This is a genomic window from Bdellovibrio svalbardensis (genome assembly GCF_029531655.1).
Taxonomy (GTDB): Bacteria; Bdellovibrionota; Bdellovibrionia; order Bdellovibrionales; family Bdellovibrionaceae; genus Bdellovibrio; species Bdellovibrio svalbardensis.
In genome coordinates this window covers 659,386-673,309 of sequence record NZ_JANRMI010000002.1, presented here as the reverse complement: position 1 = coordinate 673,309, position 13,924 = coordinate 659,386, and the positions used below count along the sequence as shown (strand labels likewise).

Genomic DNA, 13,924 nt, shown 5'->3' with positions numbered 1-13,924 from the left:
CGACAACGCAGTCAGATGAGCCTTTTTCAACAGCCGACCGGAGGACCCTACCTGTGACTACATTTATTGCTCGTCGTATTTTACAAACCCTCGCTGTGATAGTTGTACTATCCTTCGTGGTCTTCTATTTAATGAGCTTAATGCCGGGTGATCCGGTAGACATGATGGTGGCCTCAAACCCTAAGATCACTGCAGAAGACGTGGCTCGTCTGAAAGCACTATACGGACTAGATCAACCGATCTACAAACGTTATGGCAGCTGGATGGGCTCCATTCTGACTGGTGACCTTGGTTACAGCAGAACTTACCGTGTGCCCGTGGAAGAACTCATGGGCCCACGTCTATGGAATACGTTCCTGCTCTCATTTATCTCTTTGGCTCTTTCTATTCTTATCGCCGTTCCTTTGGGCGTTCTTTCTGCACTCAAACCAGGAAGTCGACTCGATACCTTTGTCAGCCTTCTCTCCTTTGGTGGGATTTCTATTCCCTCCTTCTGGCTCGCTATCGTTTTGATTATCGCTTTTGCAGTTAAGATTCCTCTTTTCCCTGCAGGTGGAACACAAACTATAGGCGCAGGCGAAATGGGCTTCTGGGCTGATATTCTGGATCGTTCGAAATATCTGGTTTTGCCAGTTCTTTCTTTGTCGATCCAACAGATCGGTCGATTCTCTCGTTTTACTCGTTCTTCCATGGCCGAAGCTATGCGCAATGATTTCATTCGTACTGCTCGCGCCAAAGGACTCTCAAACCACACTGTGATCTGGCAGCATGGCTTTAGAAATGCTTTGATACCATTGATCACCATTCTTGCTGTGAGCATTTCAAGCTTGTTCTCTGGTGCTTTATTGACCGAGACGGTTTTTGCTTATCAAGGTGTGGGCAAACTTGTTTACGACTCTATTATTGGTAATGACTATAACGTAGCGATGATTTCATTTGTGATCTCTGTGGCGATGGTTCTTCTTATGAACTTGATCGCAGATATTTCATATGGCTTCGCCGACCCTCGAATCGCTTACAAATAGGTGTGCTCGTGTCAGGAAACGAAATGACTATGACTGATATTACATTGCCTCATCAATTGTCTGATAAAGACAGAGCTGATCTCGAAAAAGCCCAACCCATGTGGAAGATGGTCCTGAATCAATTTCTGGATCATAAACCCGCAGTGGTCAGTGCCTTCGTGATCTCTTTCCTTTTACTGGTTTCGATCTTTGCAAATCAGATCCAAAGCATTACCGCCCTGGATCCCGATGCACAGAACGTGGCAAATCGCTATTTGGCTCCGATGACTCATGCGCAAGCCGGTCCGGACGTGCGCGAAACTGAAGTGGAACGCTTCATTGCAGCTCACCCAGATTCTGCGGCGAAGTTGCAAACTCTGCTGATCGAAAAAGGCATTGTTCAATCTGCAAATCCAACGGATGCGCTCTTTGACCTTGCAAACAAAGACATCCCTGAGGCTATTGCGGGATTAAAAGCCCTGGACACGCCAGAGGCCAAAGAACTGGGATCTTTATTTAAGAGCTTTGATACCTATCACCTCTTCGGCACAGACGAATTGGGCCGCGATGTTTTCATCCGCCTGGTTTATGGAACTCGCGTATCAATGGGTGTTGGTATCCTGGTCGCGATTGCGTCTGCTTTGGTTGGTCTATTGATCGGAAGTATCGCGGGTTTCTATGGCGGCTTTATCGACGCCCTCTTAATGCGCGTGACCGATGGTCTTCTTTCATTGCCGATGATTCCTGTATTGATCGTCATTGCGGCGATTGATCTATCAAAGATCCCTTGGCTTAAAGCCCTGGTCAGTACCTCCAATGAAAGTATTGTTAAAATGGTCATCATCCTCTGCTTGTTCTCATGGATGACCGTCGCTTTGTTGGTCCGTGGCAGTATCTTGTCTTTGCGTGAGCGTGAATTCGTATTGGCCGCTCGCACTTTGGGTGCCAAAGACAGAACTATCATTGTTCGCCATATGTTCCCGAACGTGATTGCACCGATGTTGGTGTCTATTACTTTAGGCGTGGGTGAATCTATTTTGTTCGAAGCCGCATTGAGCTTCTTGGGCCTGGGTATTATGCCACCAACTCCAAGCTGGGGAAATATGCTTAACAACGCGCAAGAGCTGATTTATCAAGCTCCGTTCCTTGCGATCTTACCAGGTATTATGATTCTTATCACGACTGTCAGCTTCAATTATTTGGGTGACGGTCTTCAAGACGCGATTGATCCGAAATCAATGCGCCGTTAATCAGTTTCAATTTTCAGCAAAATCAAAAACCAGTAAAAAACCGCAGCTAAAGTCTGCGGTTTTTTTATTTTTTGCATCTGTATTTTCACTTCCATTCAGAACATCTTTTGCCAACAATAGATGTAAACACGAAGGAGTTTTCATCATATGAAACTTGTGATTACACTATTAGTATTGGCCCCCGTTTATGGTTTTACTATGACAACAACCTACCAAACACTGACACCGCATGAAGGACAAAGCGACTTCAGACTTGGGGTTGGCTACCGAAGTGTCAACGCGGAGACCAAATCAGGAGGCAAAACCGATGCCACCGGACCTTCAATTCCTGTCACTTACTATTACGGTCTTACCGAAAACCACTCGCTCGGTGGTGAAATATCTTATTCTTCCTTAAATCAAGACTATAAAGATTCAACGACATCTCTAAACGCAAAGAGCTATGGCATGGAGGATGTGTTCTTCGGATACAAAGGAAATTTTGAAGTCGGCACACCCACTCTTTTTATTCGAGGAGGACTTAAAATTCCCCCTGAGAAATCACGTCGAAATTGGGACAACAATGAGTCCAACACCTCTACAGGACAAATGGCTTTCATCGGAAGTCTTGGCATGACATCCGCCTTTTCAACTTTTAACGTCGGCTTTCTTGGCCTTTACTCCGCGAACCAAAATGGAGATGGCGAAGTCACTTCATCTGGAAAGACTTACTCTGGAAAGATAACTGGTGGCAGTTCGTATCAATTTTCAGCATACGGAGAAATTCAAAATATCTATCATCCCAATGTATCATTGGATTATGCGAGATCTTTCACATCCACTTTCACTTCTGATTCTGGAATGGTGGGCACAACATTAACTGGCAATGAACTTATCAGAGGCACCTTCAGCTTGCGCTATGAAATGACTCCAGGCTTTGAAATAGTTCCCGTATTGGCTTATACGACAATTTTGAAAAAAGACGATTTTTCCAAGTACAATTACTTCTTGACCGGAGTCGAAGCTCGCTTGGTTTTTTAATCCATCGGGCCCCAGAACCAGGGGCCCTTGGCTCGCTTCAAAATGAATTGATCTATATCTTTTTGCTGAACAACTGAAGGCTCATTGGCAAAAAGTTTTTCCTGCAAATCCCGATAAGATTTTTCTTTGGCGAGTGTTTGAATCTTTCTATCCAGCTCTTTTATGACTGCTCTTCCCCAAGGATTCTTCGTACAGGCAACATGCACGATAAACGGCTTCTCATAACCACTGATCGGAATCGCCGCCAACCGCTTATTACCCGCATGCGTTTCGTTAAACAACTTCACCACTTTTGGATAATCAATCGTATAGTCGGCTCTATTGTTCGATATCATATTTAAATAGTCATTCCAGTTTCCCAGAGGTGAAATCAAATTGATGAATGCATTTTCAGACAACTTTGGGATGATTTCATCCACCGGAGGACCATAAGATCGCCCCTTGATCAGAATACCTTTGAAGTGAGAGTTCTTAATCAATTCAAAAACGTTAATGGCCTTTGCACCTTTGGTGAATGAGGCCAGACTCTCCTCTCTGACAATTACATGCAAAGGAGGATAGACCCACAACGGCGAAAAATAGCCATACTTCTCGCGCTCCCCATTAAAAAGAATATTGCTGCTGCATATATTTCTTCCCTGCTGCCAAAGCTCCACCAATTTCGGCGTATTGATCTCAAGATTCTCATGGTGATAGTCGATCATTTGACTTTGCAGAAGTTGCAGCATTTGATTGGAAACACCCGGAGCTTTCCTATCTCTTGTGAAGAACGGTGGCCAATTGGGGACCGCCCATAAAATTTGTGCCGGTTCAGCGACACCTGCCTCCACATTCGCATGCTCCGCCACCATTACGGACAGTGCTTTTGCAGTCACTTCCACTGAGGAAGTCAAAATGAGAACTGAAATGGCAAATATCCACAGAGGCAACAATCGCATAAAGTATCTCCAATGGTTCCCCGTCATAGCCCTTATATTAGCACTCACATTTGAGAAGAAACCTATGTTCTTTGCCTGTGTTTTCCGTCTAAGAGAATCCTCGGTGTTTGCTGACAATTGCCTGTACGCCCATGAAAAAAAGAAAGTCTCGCCCCCCTCACCCCCTCGTATAATGGAGATCACCCGGCATAAATATTGTTAATAGAAGGTCAGTTGAAACAGACCAATGGGGTGTTTTATGAAAACAGTATTCTCATTTTTTGCGATGATTTTCTTTACGGCGAATGCATTCCCGCAGACTTCGTATGAACTCACTTGCCGTGCTAAGGCCAAGGAAATCGCTGCATCAACCTACTCTTCTTGCGTCACAGAAGCTCGCAGCGCACATGTTGAAGAGATCCGCTCTAACTACCAAAAGGAATTGTCTGCTTTAAAATCTAAGTATGACAAGGAGCTTAAAAAAATGGGTGGCGGACAAGCCTCTTCTAAAAAAGCTTCTAAAGCTCCCACGATTGCAGAGGCCCAAAGCACTCAGCCTGTACGAGGTCTTGCGAAGCAATTGCCCGCTAAAACAACCCACCATATTGACGCAACCCCGGTACAAACTGTCTCAGAAGGAGCTGCTGTGGTTGCAGTAGGATCCGATCAAGGTATGGGTAAAAGTGCAGATTCCCTCGAAAAAGAGGCTTCTGACGCAGATCAGGTCGAAATTATTGATATGCCAACAGAATAAGTAGGAAACAGCCAGACAAGCGTTGATTTTCCTCTCAGACCGGCTTAAAACGTGTAAACTGTTTAAGTTACTGATTTTTACTGGGAGGAACCCATGGGTGAGTTTAGCGTAACGCATCTTCTACTTCTTGCTTTGATCTTCTTGATCTTCTTCGGACCAAGCCGTTTGCCTCAATTAGGCCAATCTTTGGGTAAAGCTATTCGTGGCTTCAAACAAGGTTTGAACGAAATTGACGTTGATGCAAAAGACATTAAGGACGACCGTCAGCAAGTGTCTCATCAACAACAACAACAGCAACAAACTACGACTCAAAAACACACTGAGACGCACAACTCTTAATCAAAAATCAGCTTAGCTGATTTTTTTGAGCGGACTGAAAATTGCTTTTAAATTTCAAAGCCTTCATGAGTGACTACTTATGAAGGCTTTTTTTTATCCAATAAGTGTGTCGGTGATAATACTAACCGCACCATGATCTAAAAGCTCTCGGGCTTTTTGCGCATCATTCACAGTCCAAAAAGCGACGGGCACTCCCCGTTTCTTCCATTTTGCCAAATCCGACAAAGAAACATACTTATAATCCAAATGCAGAAGATTTGCGCCGATATAGGGCGCAAACCACATGTGCTTCAGATAAAACTTATTAGTCGGATCATTTTCTTTACTGGCTAAAAGTGCACGCGGCACCTCTGGCAAAATCCTCCCCAGCCTGTAAATGCAAAGAGGATTGAAACTTGAGAAGAGAATGCGCTTTTCAGCTTGGTGCTTACGAACAACTTTTGCGACCGCTTCTTCCAAAACTCCGTCACGCACGCGGTTTGTTTTCAATTCGATATTCAATAACTGAGGGATCTCTTTACTGATAAGAACATCTTCAAGAGTGCACACCTGAGCGGCACGGGCCAACTCATCGGCTGTCATTTCCGACACGGCCTTTTGTTGATGAGCCAAACGCTTGAGATCATCGTCATGGAATACCACCACCACCTGATCTTTGGACAAGCGCACATCCATTTCAACCATCTCCAAGCCACGCTCTTTCGCCGCCTTGAAAGAGGCCAGAGTATTTTCTTGGACTCCAGCCTTCCAGTAACCACGGTGACCTTGATATTTTACGGGAGCCATGGCTCCTGTCGGCCATACTTGCGCGCGCCATGTGAAGTGGCGATAGACGGCAAAAAATAAGATAGAGGCAACAACACCAAGAAGAATGATCATTATTTCCTCATGCGCTTGGCGGGCAGTGTTTCCGATGTAAATACGGGCTCTTCACGAGTTCCTTCAAGCAAAAACTTTTTGGCGAGTTTTCCATCTCGAACTTGCAGTGCCCCTTTTAGCTGACCTTGCTCGTCCCAGGAACCATCCACAGACAAATGCCTGTCTTTACCCAGCTTCGCCTGGAAGTTCTTCCATTGTAGACGCTTCAGATCTTTGAACTGAAACTGACCACTCAACTCCTGCATCTCCAGTTTTTGATCATTCCACCATTCGGGTTGTGTGATTTGCTGAAACAAATCAGCTCCCGGTGATTCCAAGTGCACGCTTAAAGACTGAATCTTGGTTGCCAAGGTGATTTGATTATGAAGGAAGTCGAACTCCCCACGAGTCTTGCCGAAATCCATGCCTTCAACACTCATCTTTTCAATGCGCAAAAGGCCTTTCAAATAAGCTAAGTTTCCATCAGAAATTTTGGCATCGGCATTCAAGCTCGCAATCCCAATTTCTCCGCCGTTAGTCATTAGTTTTTGAACCTGAGGAGCGAGAGTCATTTCATCAATATGAGCCTTAAGGTCGACTTCTTTGAAATCACGATCAGCCTTCAGAGTTACAGCTCCCAAGAAGTTCCCACCACGTGGCTCCACCCGCTTAACTTGGAAAGTCCAATAATCTCCCTCGAGATTGATATCCCCCAACATGCGATCAATCACCTGCAGTTCTCTTTGCCCCTTATTCGAGAAAATAAACTCCAGCCCTGTATGTTCACCCGTCAGGCGAATGGATTTCTCTGAGCGAATTTCCGCACGTCCAGAAAAACTTCCCAGATCGCCAAGAATTTTATGACTTTGTTGTCGATTGAGGAAATTCAACAATCTTCCTACGTGCATGCGTTTGACATCAATGCCGATAGGCTTGTAGCGAAGGGGCTCCAGACTGGTAAACGTGATTTGCTCTGAAGACATTTCCCCCAGATCACCTTCCACGCGGAAGTTCTTCACTTCAACAGGAGCTTCCTTGATTTTTCGAACATCCGCCGTCATGCGACCATTTGCTGAGATCCAAACTTGTTTTCCATTCAGCTCTTTGGACGCCAGATTGTAGGTTTGCATCAAAGACAAAACCTGACTGAGCGGGATATGCTTTAAATCTGTCTCTACGTTCAACAAATGATCGGCAATCGTGTAATTGCCAATCATACTGTAGTGCCCTTCACGCCAGTTCCCAAAGAAATGCGCTTGTACTTGCGGCTCCGGTGATTCTTTATACTCGATGAAAAGATTCGCATGAGAAAGATAGTCGCCATACTGCTCATCACGTAATAAATGTGTTTTCGCGGTGACTTCAATCACTTTGGGTTCAAACGATTTTACTTTAATGGCAAAATCCAAAAACTCCGATGGATATTGCGGATACTCATTGAGAAGTATCTTGAAATTCTGAATCGTGAGCTCGCTCACTGCATTTTTATACTTTTGCGCCTGTTCATTCGGCGAAAGACTTACCAACGGCGAAGTGGTCGTCGCCACTTCCTGTTTGGCAACTTCTGTTTTCTTTTCACAATCTTTTAGATTTCCACGCAAAGTCAGAACGACATTGTCAGTTTCAACTTTCTTAATCAGCGAGGTTCCTGTGAGCACTCCCCAGAAAGAAATCGGTAAACGCAATTCATCGATCTCAAGCAGAGGCGACATCCAGCAGGCTTCGGTGGATTCGAGTTGAACCTTGGTGATTACCACCGAAAAGCGCGGCAAGATGCCATTGCTCAAACTGACTTGTGCGCTATCGAAAGTAACTTTGACGTCTTTATGAATATGACTGGCGGCTTTTTCAATTCGCGCAGCGACTCGCGCTGGCGACAACATTGATTTGGCGATATAGCCCAGGAAAAATGAAACAGCCAACCCGATAACAAGAACTCGCATACCGGGTTGTTCAGTGACTAGATTTTTATCAGAGTTTCGTCGACGATCCATAGCTTATTGTGACTGTGAAAGCTATGGACCGGAAGGAAAATTATTTATAATTTCCCAGGGAAGTTTACTTATATTCGAATGCTAGGATTTCGAACTCTTTGTCGCCTTTAGGACTCATCACAGTAACTGTGTCGCCGACCTTTTTACCGATCATAGCGCGAGCCAAAGGAGAAAGAATAGAGATCATACCTTTTTTCACGTCAGCTTCATCAACGCCAACAATTTGATAGGTCACTTTCTCTTCAGTATCTGTATCCACAGCTGTAACATGTGCACCAAAGACAACACGGTCCGCTTTAATTGCGGCCACGTCGATAACCTCAGCTCCAGCCAATTTGCCTTGAATCTCAGCAATACGACCTTCAATCATGCCTTGACGCTCTTTAGCGGCTTCATACTCAGCATTCTCAGAGATATCACCGTGTGCGCGAGCTTCTTCGATCGCTAAAATAACAGACGGTCTATCCTCCAACAAAAGCTTCTTAAGCTCTGCATCAAGCAGCGCTTTTCCGCGAACTGTCATAGGAAGGATATCATTTTGACCGGCCATGTTTAACTCCACTGTTAGAAGGACAATTCTTTTACCGGATTCCCCCCGCTTTATCAACTTGCGAAGGGTCCTGGACTAATCGCTCTGCGTCATCACTCGACGCATTGCACTCCAAAAAGGTACGGCGTAACATCAATTCATGGGCCAAAAGAAGAAGTCCGAAATTGTATGCCGTTGTAACAATGTCTCTCGGGAGACCATTGAAAAAGCCATCTTAGACGGCGCCCGCACCTTGAATGAGATTTTTGATATAACTTCTGCGGGTGTGGGTCCTTGTGGCGGCACTTGCCGGCGAAAACTTGGCCCCTTACTAGATCACTATCTCCAGACCGGCCGCTTCCCAGAAAAACTCACTGAAGATTTAACTGGAAAAGCAGGACCTAAAGACAGCGATAAAAAATCAGGCTGATACTTTGCCCGGGGTCTTACCAAGACGATAATCGATAATTTTCTGCACCTCAGGACGACAGGTTCCACAAGCCGTGCTTGCGGAAGTTTGGCGTGTCACAACCTCAGGAGTATGAGCCCCTGCAATCACAGCTTGATCCACAGTGTGAGTTGCAACAGTCCGACAATGACAAACTTCAGCCTCTTCATAAGGAAACTTCCACTCACCACGCAATTTCAAAATCATTTCACGCAAAAGCATGCTGGAGTGATCGTTCGACTCTGGTAGGGGCCATTTAGACAGGTCCGCGCCAAAATGGCGTTTCATTTTTTGCATCATTTCCATAAATTCGGTACAGCCCTTCATATCCACTTTTAACACGCGACCTGGAGTTTGAAGATTCTCACCTTCACACTCCACCTGCAAAAAATCCCGTCCCTCAAGTTCGACTTTAATCACCATATAGGCTAGAATTCTAAATCACATTCCCTTTACTACCAAGACCAGAAAGAAGACGAGAAATAAACTGCGATGAACGTACTCATTTTGAGTCGAAAATTTGAGATCTACAGCACCCGTCGCTTGGTCGAGGAGATTCAATCTCGCGGACATACGTGTTTACTCTGGGATCCGGCCTGGCCTGCTTCGAAATGCTTCGCAGACTTTGACGTTCTTATTCCGCGTTTGGGCAGCTTTCAGTTTCCTGAAGCTTGCCTCACCCTGGAAAGCCTCTCGTCGCGTGGAGGGGTGATTATCAATGATTTGGAGGCCTACAGGAAAGCTCGCAACAAATGGCGCTCCTATGTTGAGTTTCTTGAAAATCAAATCCCAACTCCATACTCGGAATTTGTCTCAGAACGAGACAAATCTCTTTGGGCTCTTTGGAAAAAAGGCTATCCCTGCATTCTAAAAAAACTGGAAGCCAGCAAAGGCGAAGGCGTGTTTTTGGCTCAAACTCCTGAAGAGCTTGAGCAGCTTGTGAACTCGATGAATGAGGAATTTCTGATTCAGGAGGCCTTTCCTGAATCTTTTGGTGAAGACATCCGCGCTTTCGTCGTGGGAGATAAGATTGTTGCATCCATGAAAAGAAAATCGACTCACGACTTTCGCAGCAATTTATCTTTAGGCGCTGTGGGTGAAGTGTGCACCCTCTCGCCCACCGAAGAAGAATTGGTTTTAAAAACGACGGCCGCCTTAAAGATGGATATCGCCGGCGTTGATCTATTGCGAACACACAAAGGCAGTTTGATCCTGGAAGCAAACCCCTGTCCGGGTCTTGAAGGAATAGAAAAATACACTCCAGTCAATGTCGCTCGTGCTATCATTGAACATATAGAGGAAATGCATGAACACCACTCGGCCTCGGGTAGAACTTCTACCTATCTTCGAAGATAACTATGTCTTCCTTCTGATTGATGACGATACTCAGGAGGCGGTGGTTATTGATCCCGGCGAGGCCAGCAAAGTTATGACCTACCTGAATGAGCACGGCCTCACTCTGAAGGGGGTTTTGATCACTCACCACCATAAGGATCATATCGCGGGGGTTCGCCCCTTGATTGAAAAATACCCAGCACCCGTCTTCGCCCCCATGAAAAACAAATCGCAAATTCCTGATGGTCAATTTTGGGTGCAAGAGGGAGACGAAATAGATCTGGGCTCTATGCATTTTTCAGTGATGGAGCTGCCTGGGCACACCCTGGGTCATGTGGCTTTTTGGAATGATGATTTAAAATGGCTCTTTTCCGGCGACGTTCTTTTTGGCCTGGGTTGCGGTCGATTGTTCGAAGGAACTTATGAACAAATGTATAACAGCCTTCAACGCATTAAAAATCTTCCACCCGAAACTTTGATCTACTGCACTCATGAATACACAGAAATGAATCTGCAATTCTGTAAAATGCTCAGCAGCCTCGACGACTCACCCATCACCGGGGACGACGAAGATCTTGAAATGTATGAAAATCAACTTCTCAATCTTCGCGGCATCAACATGCCCTCTGTCCCGTTGAAACTGGCCATCGAGACCAAGGTCAATCCATTCTTACTGGCTCACTCCCTTGAGCAGTTCACCTATTTGCGAGAACTGCGCAATAAGCAGTGATTAACTCTGAATCTCTTTCTCATGTAGGTTCATTTTCGCAATGAACTCTTTGCGAAATTTAAAGATCTGCGTGACGTCCTTTTTAACAAAAGCACCCGCGACAAGCCAACCCAGATATCCCATGGGCAAACGATAGCGCACGCGATCCACCATCAAGGTACCACCACAGAATGGGCGAAATTCATGAGTATGGTGCCACAGGCTATATGGCCCCTTCAGCTGATTGTCGACAAACTTATAAGGGGGATGCCACTCATTAATTTCCGTTTTCCACTTTGCAGGAACGCCGTGAATTTTCAAATTATAGTCAATCAAAGTTCCCTCTTGAATCTGCGGCGTTGACACGGCTTGAATCTCGAACTTCAAGCTTGGAGGAGTGATTTGCTCAAGATTTTGCGGTTCTCTAAAAAAGGTAAATAACTCCTCTGGCGGAATAGAGACAAATTGTTCGGCGTAGAAGATTTCTTCCCCGGCCTTGAATGGCGCGCAGATCTCATCCAAAGCGTGCTTCAGCTCCTTGTATTGAAACTGATATCCCAAACTTTCTGACTTCTTCGCGCTGCCACGAATAGAGCAGACGATGGTGTCTGCCGCCTCTCCGTACATGGCTTTAATTGCGACCTTTGGCACTGGAAGCCCAAGTGGTCTTCCTAAGCTTTCCGCCAATGTTTTTGAGAACTCCTTATTGGTGACTGGATTCGGCGCAACACCATTGATAGGCCCGTGAACTTGAGAATTCTCCAAAGCAAACAGAAACAGTCCAACGATGTCATTGATATGTATCCAACTCATCCATTGCTTGCCATCACCCAAGATCCCGCCGACACCAGCTTTAAATGGGAAGAGCATTTGTTCCATCGCACCGCCATGACTTGACAGCACTACACCAGTGCGAATGAAGGTTATCCTGCCCGGAGCCTTCGCAGCCTCTTTCTCCCAATCCACCGTGAGGGCCGCCAGAAAATCCTTGCCTGATCCACGACCTTCTTCGCAAATCTCGTCTCCACAATCTCCGTAGATACCAATGGCTGAACCTGCGACAAAGGTCTTCACGGTGCGAGGAAGTGACTCAACAAGATGCTTAGTGCCCAAGACGCGAGAGTCGTAAATTTTCTTTTTTAAATCTGAGGACCAGCGCAAACCCACGACCGGCTCACCCATAAGATTGATCACAGCCTCTATCGACTGCATTCGATCATCTTTGAAAGCGCCTTTCATCAAGTCACCTGGAATGATTTCGCAGGGAAATGGAAGGAGACTGCGCGCTTTCCTTTCATCCCTGGTCACCGCGAAAATCTTATGACCTTTCTCAGCCAAAGCCTTACCAAGTTCTTTACCAATAAGTCCTGTCGCACCCGTGATTAGGATATTCATAGCAATCTCCTCAATTGTTTTATCTCAACTATTCCAGCGGTATTTAAATTACTTTTTTAAAACTTTTGTGAAGGCCTGCAAACATCTTCCGCGGGCCTCAGCATGATCAATCATGGGTTGAGGATATTTGCTGGTATGAAGCTCTGGCACCCATTTATCGATATACTTGTTTTCAGGATCAAATTTTTCAGCCTGAGTCGTGGGATTGAAAATTCGGAAGTAAGGAGCCGCATCACAACCAGATCCAGCAGCCCATTGCCAATTCCCATTATTTGCGGACAAATCAAAATCTAATAATTTCTTGGCAAAGTACCGCTCGCCCTCATACCAGTGAATCAACAAATGCTTACATAAAAAGCTCGCAACCACCATGCGAACCCGATTATGCATATAACCCGTCGCATTGAGTTCTCGCATCCCCGCATCAACAATAGGATAGCCGGTCATGCCGTTTGCCCACCGCTCAAAATCTTTAGTGGAATTTCGCCATGCGATTTTATCATACTCAGGACGGAAACTGGTGTTTTCAACCTGAGGAAAATGCCACAGGATCTGCATAAAGAAATCTCGCCAAATCAACTCACTCAGCCACACATCGGAATACTTCTGCCCTTCCCTCGCCAATTCACGCACACTGACCGTGCCGAAGCGAAGATGCAATCCCAGATGCGAAGTTCCCCCCTCAAGCGCTGGAAAGTTCCTGGTCTCTTCATAACTCTTCAGCATTTTGGTCGAAAGATTCAAAGACGGAAACTCAAGAACTGACTTCTCAAATCCCAACTCTTTGAGGCTGATCATTTTTTCCGGTTTCGCAACCTTTGCGTAAGATCCCTCATAGAGATCATTGGGATAGGACTTCAAATAAAATGGCGAAAGATTTTCCAGCACCTTATTCTTATAAGGCGTGTAAACCGTGTAAGGCTTGCGCATCCCCGTTAGAATTTCTTCTTTTTCAAAAAGAGTCTGATCTTTGAAACTTTTAAACTGTGCCCCTTGGGTCTTTGCAAATTTAGCGATTTTCTCGTCTCGAGATCGCGCCGAGGGCTCATAGTCATGATTGGTGTAAATGGCATCAATATCAAATTTCTGAAACAGATCTTTAAAGATCTCCAAAGGCTGACCGTGCCGCACCAGCAGGTCCGATTTCCTCTTTTGCAGCTGATTCTTGAGGTCTGAAACGGTTTCATAGATGAAGGTCACACGTGCGTCAGAACGATCTTCTAACTTATTCAAAATATCTGTATCAAATATAAATAACGGCAGAACGTTTGAGTTCTCTTTCAAGGCATGAAAAAGCCCTGCGTTATCCTCAAGACGCAAATCACGGCGAAACCAAAACAGAGTTAACTTTGTCATCTTCGAAGTCCAGTTG

16 protein-coding genes are annotated in these 13,924 nt (G+C 45.4%); 8 read left to right on the top strand and 8 right to left on the bottom strand.

Features of this window, described 5'->3' with window-relative positions:
- Positions 1 to 53 precede the first annotated feature (53 nt).
- A complete protein-coding gene (locus NWE73_RS08360; protein WP_277577852.1) occupies positions 54 to 1,025 on the top strand; it encodes an ABC transporter permease in 972 nt (323 codons plus the stop codon).
- 23 nt (positions 1,026 to 1,048) lie between these two features.
- The gene (locus tag NWE73_RS08355; RefSeq protein WP_277577851.1) at positions 1,049 to 2,254 is read left to right on the top strand and encodes an ABC transporter permease; all 1,206 of its coding nucleotides are present in this window, start codon (positions 1,049 to 1,051) and stop codon (positions 2,252 to 2,254) included.
- 6 nt (positions 2,255 to 2,260) lie between these two features.
- On the opposite strand, the gene NWE73_RS08350 is transcribed toward NWE73_RS08355, so the two are convergent.
- Positions 2,261 to 2,401 (bottom strand): hypothetical protein, encoded by a 141-nt coding sequence (locus tag NWE73_RS08350; RefSeq protein WP_277577850.1) that lies wholly within the window; start codon positions 2,399 to 2,401, stop codon positions 2,261 to 2,263.
- Here NWE73_RS08350 and NWE73_RS08345 point away from each other — a divergent pair, their 5' ends adjacent.
- Positions 2,402 to 3,274 carry a hypothetical protein gene (locus NWE73_RS08345; protein ID WP_277577849.1) on the top strand — a complete coding sequence of 291 codons (873 nt, stop codon included), beginning with the start codon at positions 2,402 to 2,404 and terminating at the stop codon, positions 3,272 to 3,274.
- Here NWE73_RS08345 and NWE73_RS08340 read toward each other — a convergent pair.
- On the bottom strand, positions 3,271 to 4,212 hold the full coding sequence (locus NWE73_RS08340; protein ID WP_277577848.1) for a TIGR02285 family protein: 942 nt from the start codon (positions 4,210 to 4,212) through the stop codon (positions 3,271 to 3,273). The two genes, NWE73_RS08345 and NWE73_RS08340, sit on opposite strands and share 4 nt — an antisense overlap.
- Positions 4,213 to 4,450: 238 nt before the next feature.
- Between NWE73_RS08340 and NWE73_RS08335 the strand changes: the two genes are divergently transcribed.
- Entirely contained in the window at positions 4,451 to 4,945 is a 495-nt protein-coding gene (locus NWE73_RS08335; protein ID WP_277577847.1) for a hypothetical protein, read from the top strand.
- A 93-nt stretch (positions 4,946 to 5,038) separates the two neighbouring features.
- Positions 5,039 to 5,284, top strand: coding sequence for a twin-arginine translocase TatA/TatE family subunit (gene tatA / locus NWE73_RS08330; RefSeq protein ID WP_277577846.1), 246 nt, complete (start codon positions 5,039 to 5,041; stop codon positions 5,282 to 5,284).
- 93 nt (positions 5,285 to 5,377) lie between these two features.
- Here the strand turns inward: tatA and NWE73_RS08325 are convergent, their stop codons facing one another.
- The 3 genes from NWE73_RS08325 to greA all read right to left on the bottom strand — a co-directional run bounded on the left by NWE73_RS08325 (position 5,378) and on the right by greA (position 8,686).
- Positions 5,378 to 6,163, bottom strand: coding sequence for a glycerophosphodiester phosphodiesterase (locus NWE73_RS08325; protein ID WP_277577845.1), 786 nt, complete (start codon positions 6,161 to 6,163; stop codon positions 5,378 to 5,380).
- Positions 6,163 to 8,136: an AsmA family protein gene (locus tag NWE73_RS08320; protein WP_277577844.1), complete on the bottom strand. Its 1,974-nt coding sequence runs from the start codon at positions 8,134 to 8,136 to the stop codon at positions 6,163 to 6,165. Before NWE73_RS08320 ends, NWE73_RS08325 begins: the two co-directional genes overlap by 1 nt.
- A gap of 64 nt (positions 8,137 to 8,200) precedes the next feature.
- Positions 8,201 to 8,686, bottom strand: a complete 486-nt coding sequence (greA, locus tag NWE73_RS08315) for a transcription elongation factor GreA (RefSeq protein WP_277577843.1) — start codon at positions 8,684 to 8,686, stop codon at positions 8,201 to 8,203.
- Between the two features lie 139 nt (positions 8,687 to 8,825).
- On the opposite strand from greA, the gene NWE73_RS08310 reads away from it, so the two are divergent.
- Positions 8,826 to 9,095, top strand: a complete 270-nt coding sequence (locus tag NWE73_RS08310; RefSeq protein WP_277577842.1) for a (2Fe-2S)-binding protein — start codon at positions 8,826 to 8,828, stop codon at positions 9,093 to 9,095.
- On the opposite strand, the gene NWE73_RS08305 is transcribed toward NWE73_RS08310, so the two are convergent.
- Positions 9,087 to 9,536, bottom strand: coding sequence for a (2Fe-2S)-binding protein (locus NWE73_RS08305; protein WP_277577841.1), 450 nt, complete (start codon positions 9,534 to 9,536; stop codon positions 9,087 to 9,089). The two genes, NWE73_RS08310 and NWE73_RS08305, sit on opposite strands and share 9 nt — an antisense overlap.
- A gap of 69 nt (positions 9,537 to 9,605) precedes the next feature.
- Between NWE73_RS08305 and NWE73_RS08300 the strand changes: the two genes are divergently transcribed.
- On the top strand, positions 9,606 to 10,469 hold the full coding sequence (locus tag NWE73_RS08300; RefSeq protein ID WP_277577840.1) for an ATP-grasp domain-containing protein: 864 nt from the start codon (positions 9,606 to 9,608) through the stop codon (positions 10,467 to 10,469).
- The gene (gene gloB, locus NWE73_RS08295) at positions 10,420 to 11,178 is read left to right on the top strand and encodes a hydroxyacylglutathione hydrolase (protein ID WP_277577839.1); all 759 of its coding nucleotides are present in this window, start codon (positions 10,420 to 10,422) and stop codon (positions 11,176 to 11,178) included. The genes NWE73_RS08300 and gloB overlap by 50 nt, the downstream gene beginning before the upstream one ends.
- On the opposite strand, the gene NWE73_RS08290 is transcribed toward gloB, so the two are convergent.
- Both NWE73_RS08290 and NWE73_RS08285 read right to left on the bottom strand, forming a co-directional pair.
- The gene (locus NWE73_RS08290) at positions 11,179 to 12,552 is read right to left on the bottom strand and encodes a TIGR01777 family oxidoreductase (RefSeq protein WP_277577838.1); all 1,374 of its coding nucleotides are present in this window, start codon (positions 12,550 to 12,552) and stop codon (positions 11,179 to 11,181) included.
- Positions 12,553 to 12,600: 48 nt separating this feature from the next.
- Positions 12,601 to 13,908, bottom strand: coding sequence for a cryptochrome/photolyase family protein (locus NWE73_RS08285; RefSeq protein WP_277577837.1), 1,308 nt, complete (start codon positions 13,906 to 13,908; stop codon positions 12,601 to 12,603).
- Positions 13,909 to 13,924 lie beyond the last annotated feature (16 nt).

Excerpts from the sequence above, each read along its gene's own strand:
- NWE73_RS08325 (WP_277577845.1), bottom strand. The coding sequence starts at position 6,163 with ATGATCATTCTTCTTGGTGTTGTTGCCTCTATCTTATTTTTTGCCGTC.
- NWE73_RS08340 (WP_277577848.1), bottom strand. The coding sequence starts at position 4,212 with ATGCGATTGTTGCCTCTGTGGATATTTGCCATTTCAGTTCTCATTTTG.
- NWE73_RS08345 (WP_277577849.1), top strand. The coding sequence starts at position 2,402 with ATGAAACTTGTGATTACACTATTAGTATTGGCCCCCGTTTATGGTTTT.
- NWE73_RS08300 (WP_277577840.1), top strand. The coding sequence starts at position 9,606 with ATGAACGTACTCATTTTGAGTCGAAAATTTGAGATCTACAGCACCCGT.
- NWE73_RS08310 (WP_277577842.1), top strand. The coding sequence starts at position 8,826 with ATGGGCCAAAAGAAGAAGTCCGAAATTGTATGCCGTTGTAACAATGTC.
- NWE73_RS08350 (WP_277577850.1), bottom strand. The coding sequence starts at position 2,401 with ATGATGAAAACTCCTTCGTGTTTACATCTATTGTTGGCAAAAGATGTT.
- NWE73_RS08355 (WP_277577851.1), top strand. The coding sequence starts at position 1,049 with ATGACTATGACTGATATTACATTGCCTCATCAATTGTCTGATAAAGAC.
- NWE73_RS08290 (WP_277577838.1), bottom strand. The coding sequence starts at position 12,552 with ATGAATATCCTAATCACGGGTGCGACAGGACTTATTGGTAAAGAACTT.
- gloB (WP_277577839.1), top strand. The coding sequence starts at position 10,420 with ATGAACACCACTCGGCCTCGGGTAGAACTTCTACCTATCTTCGAAGAT.
- tatA (WP_277577846.1), top strand. The coding sequence starts at position 5,039 with ATGGGTGAGTTTAGCGTAACGCATCTTCTACTTCTTGCTTTGATCTTC.
- NWE73_RS08320 (WP_277577844.1), bottom strand. The coding sequence starts at position 8,136 with ATGGATCGTCGACGAAACTCTGATAAAAATCTAGTCACTGAACAACCC.
- NWE73_RS08285 (WP_277577837.1), bottom strand. The coding sequence starts at position 13,908 with ATGACAAAGTTAACTCTGTTTTGGTTTCGCCGTGATTTGCGTCTTGAG.
- NWE73_RS08305 (WP_277577841.1), bottom strand. The coding sequence starts at position 9,536 with ATGGTGATTAAAGTCGAACTTGAGGGACGGGATTTTTTGCAGGTGGAG.
- NWE73_RS08335 (WP_277577847.1), top strand. The coding sequence starts at position 4,451 with ATGAAAACAGTATTCTCATTTTTTGCGATGATTTTCTTTACGGCGAAT.
- greA (WP_277577843.1), bottom strand. The coding sequence starts at position 8,686 with ATGGCCGGTCAAAATGATATCCTTCCTATGACAGTTCGCGGAAAAGCG.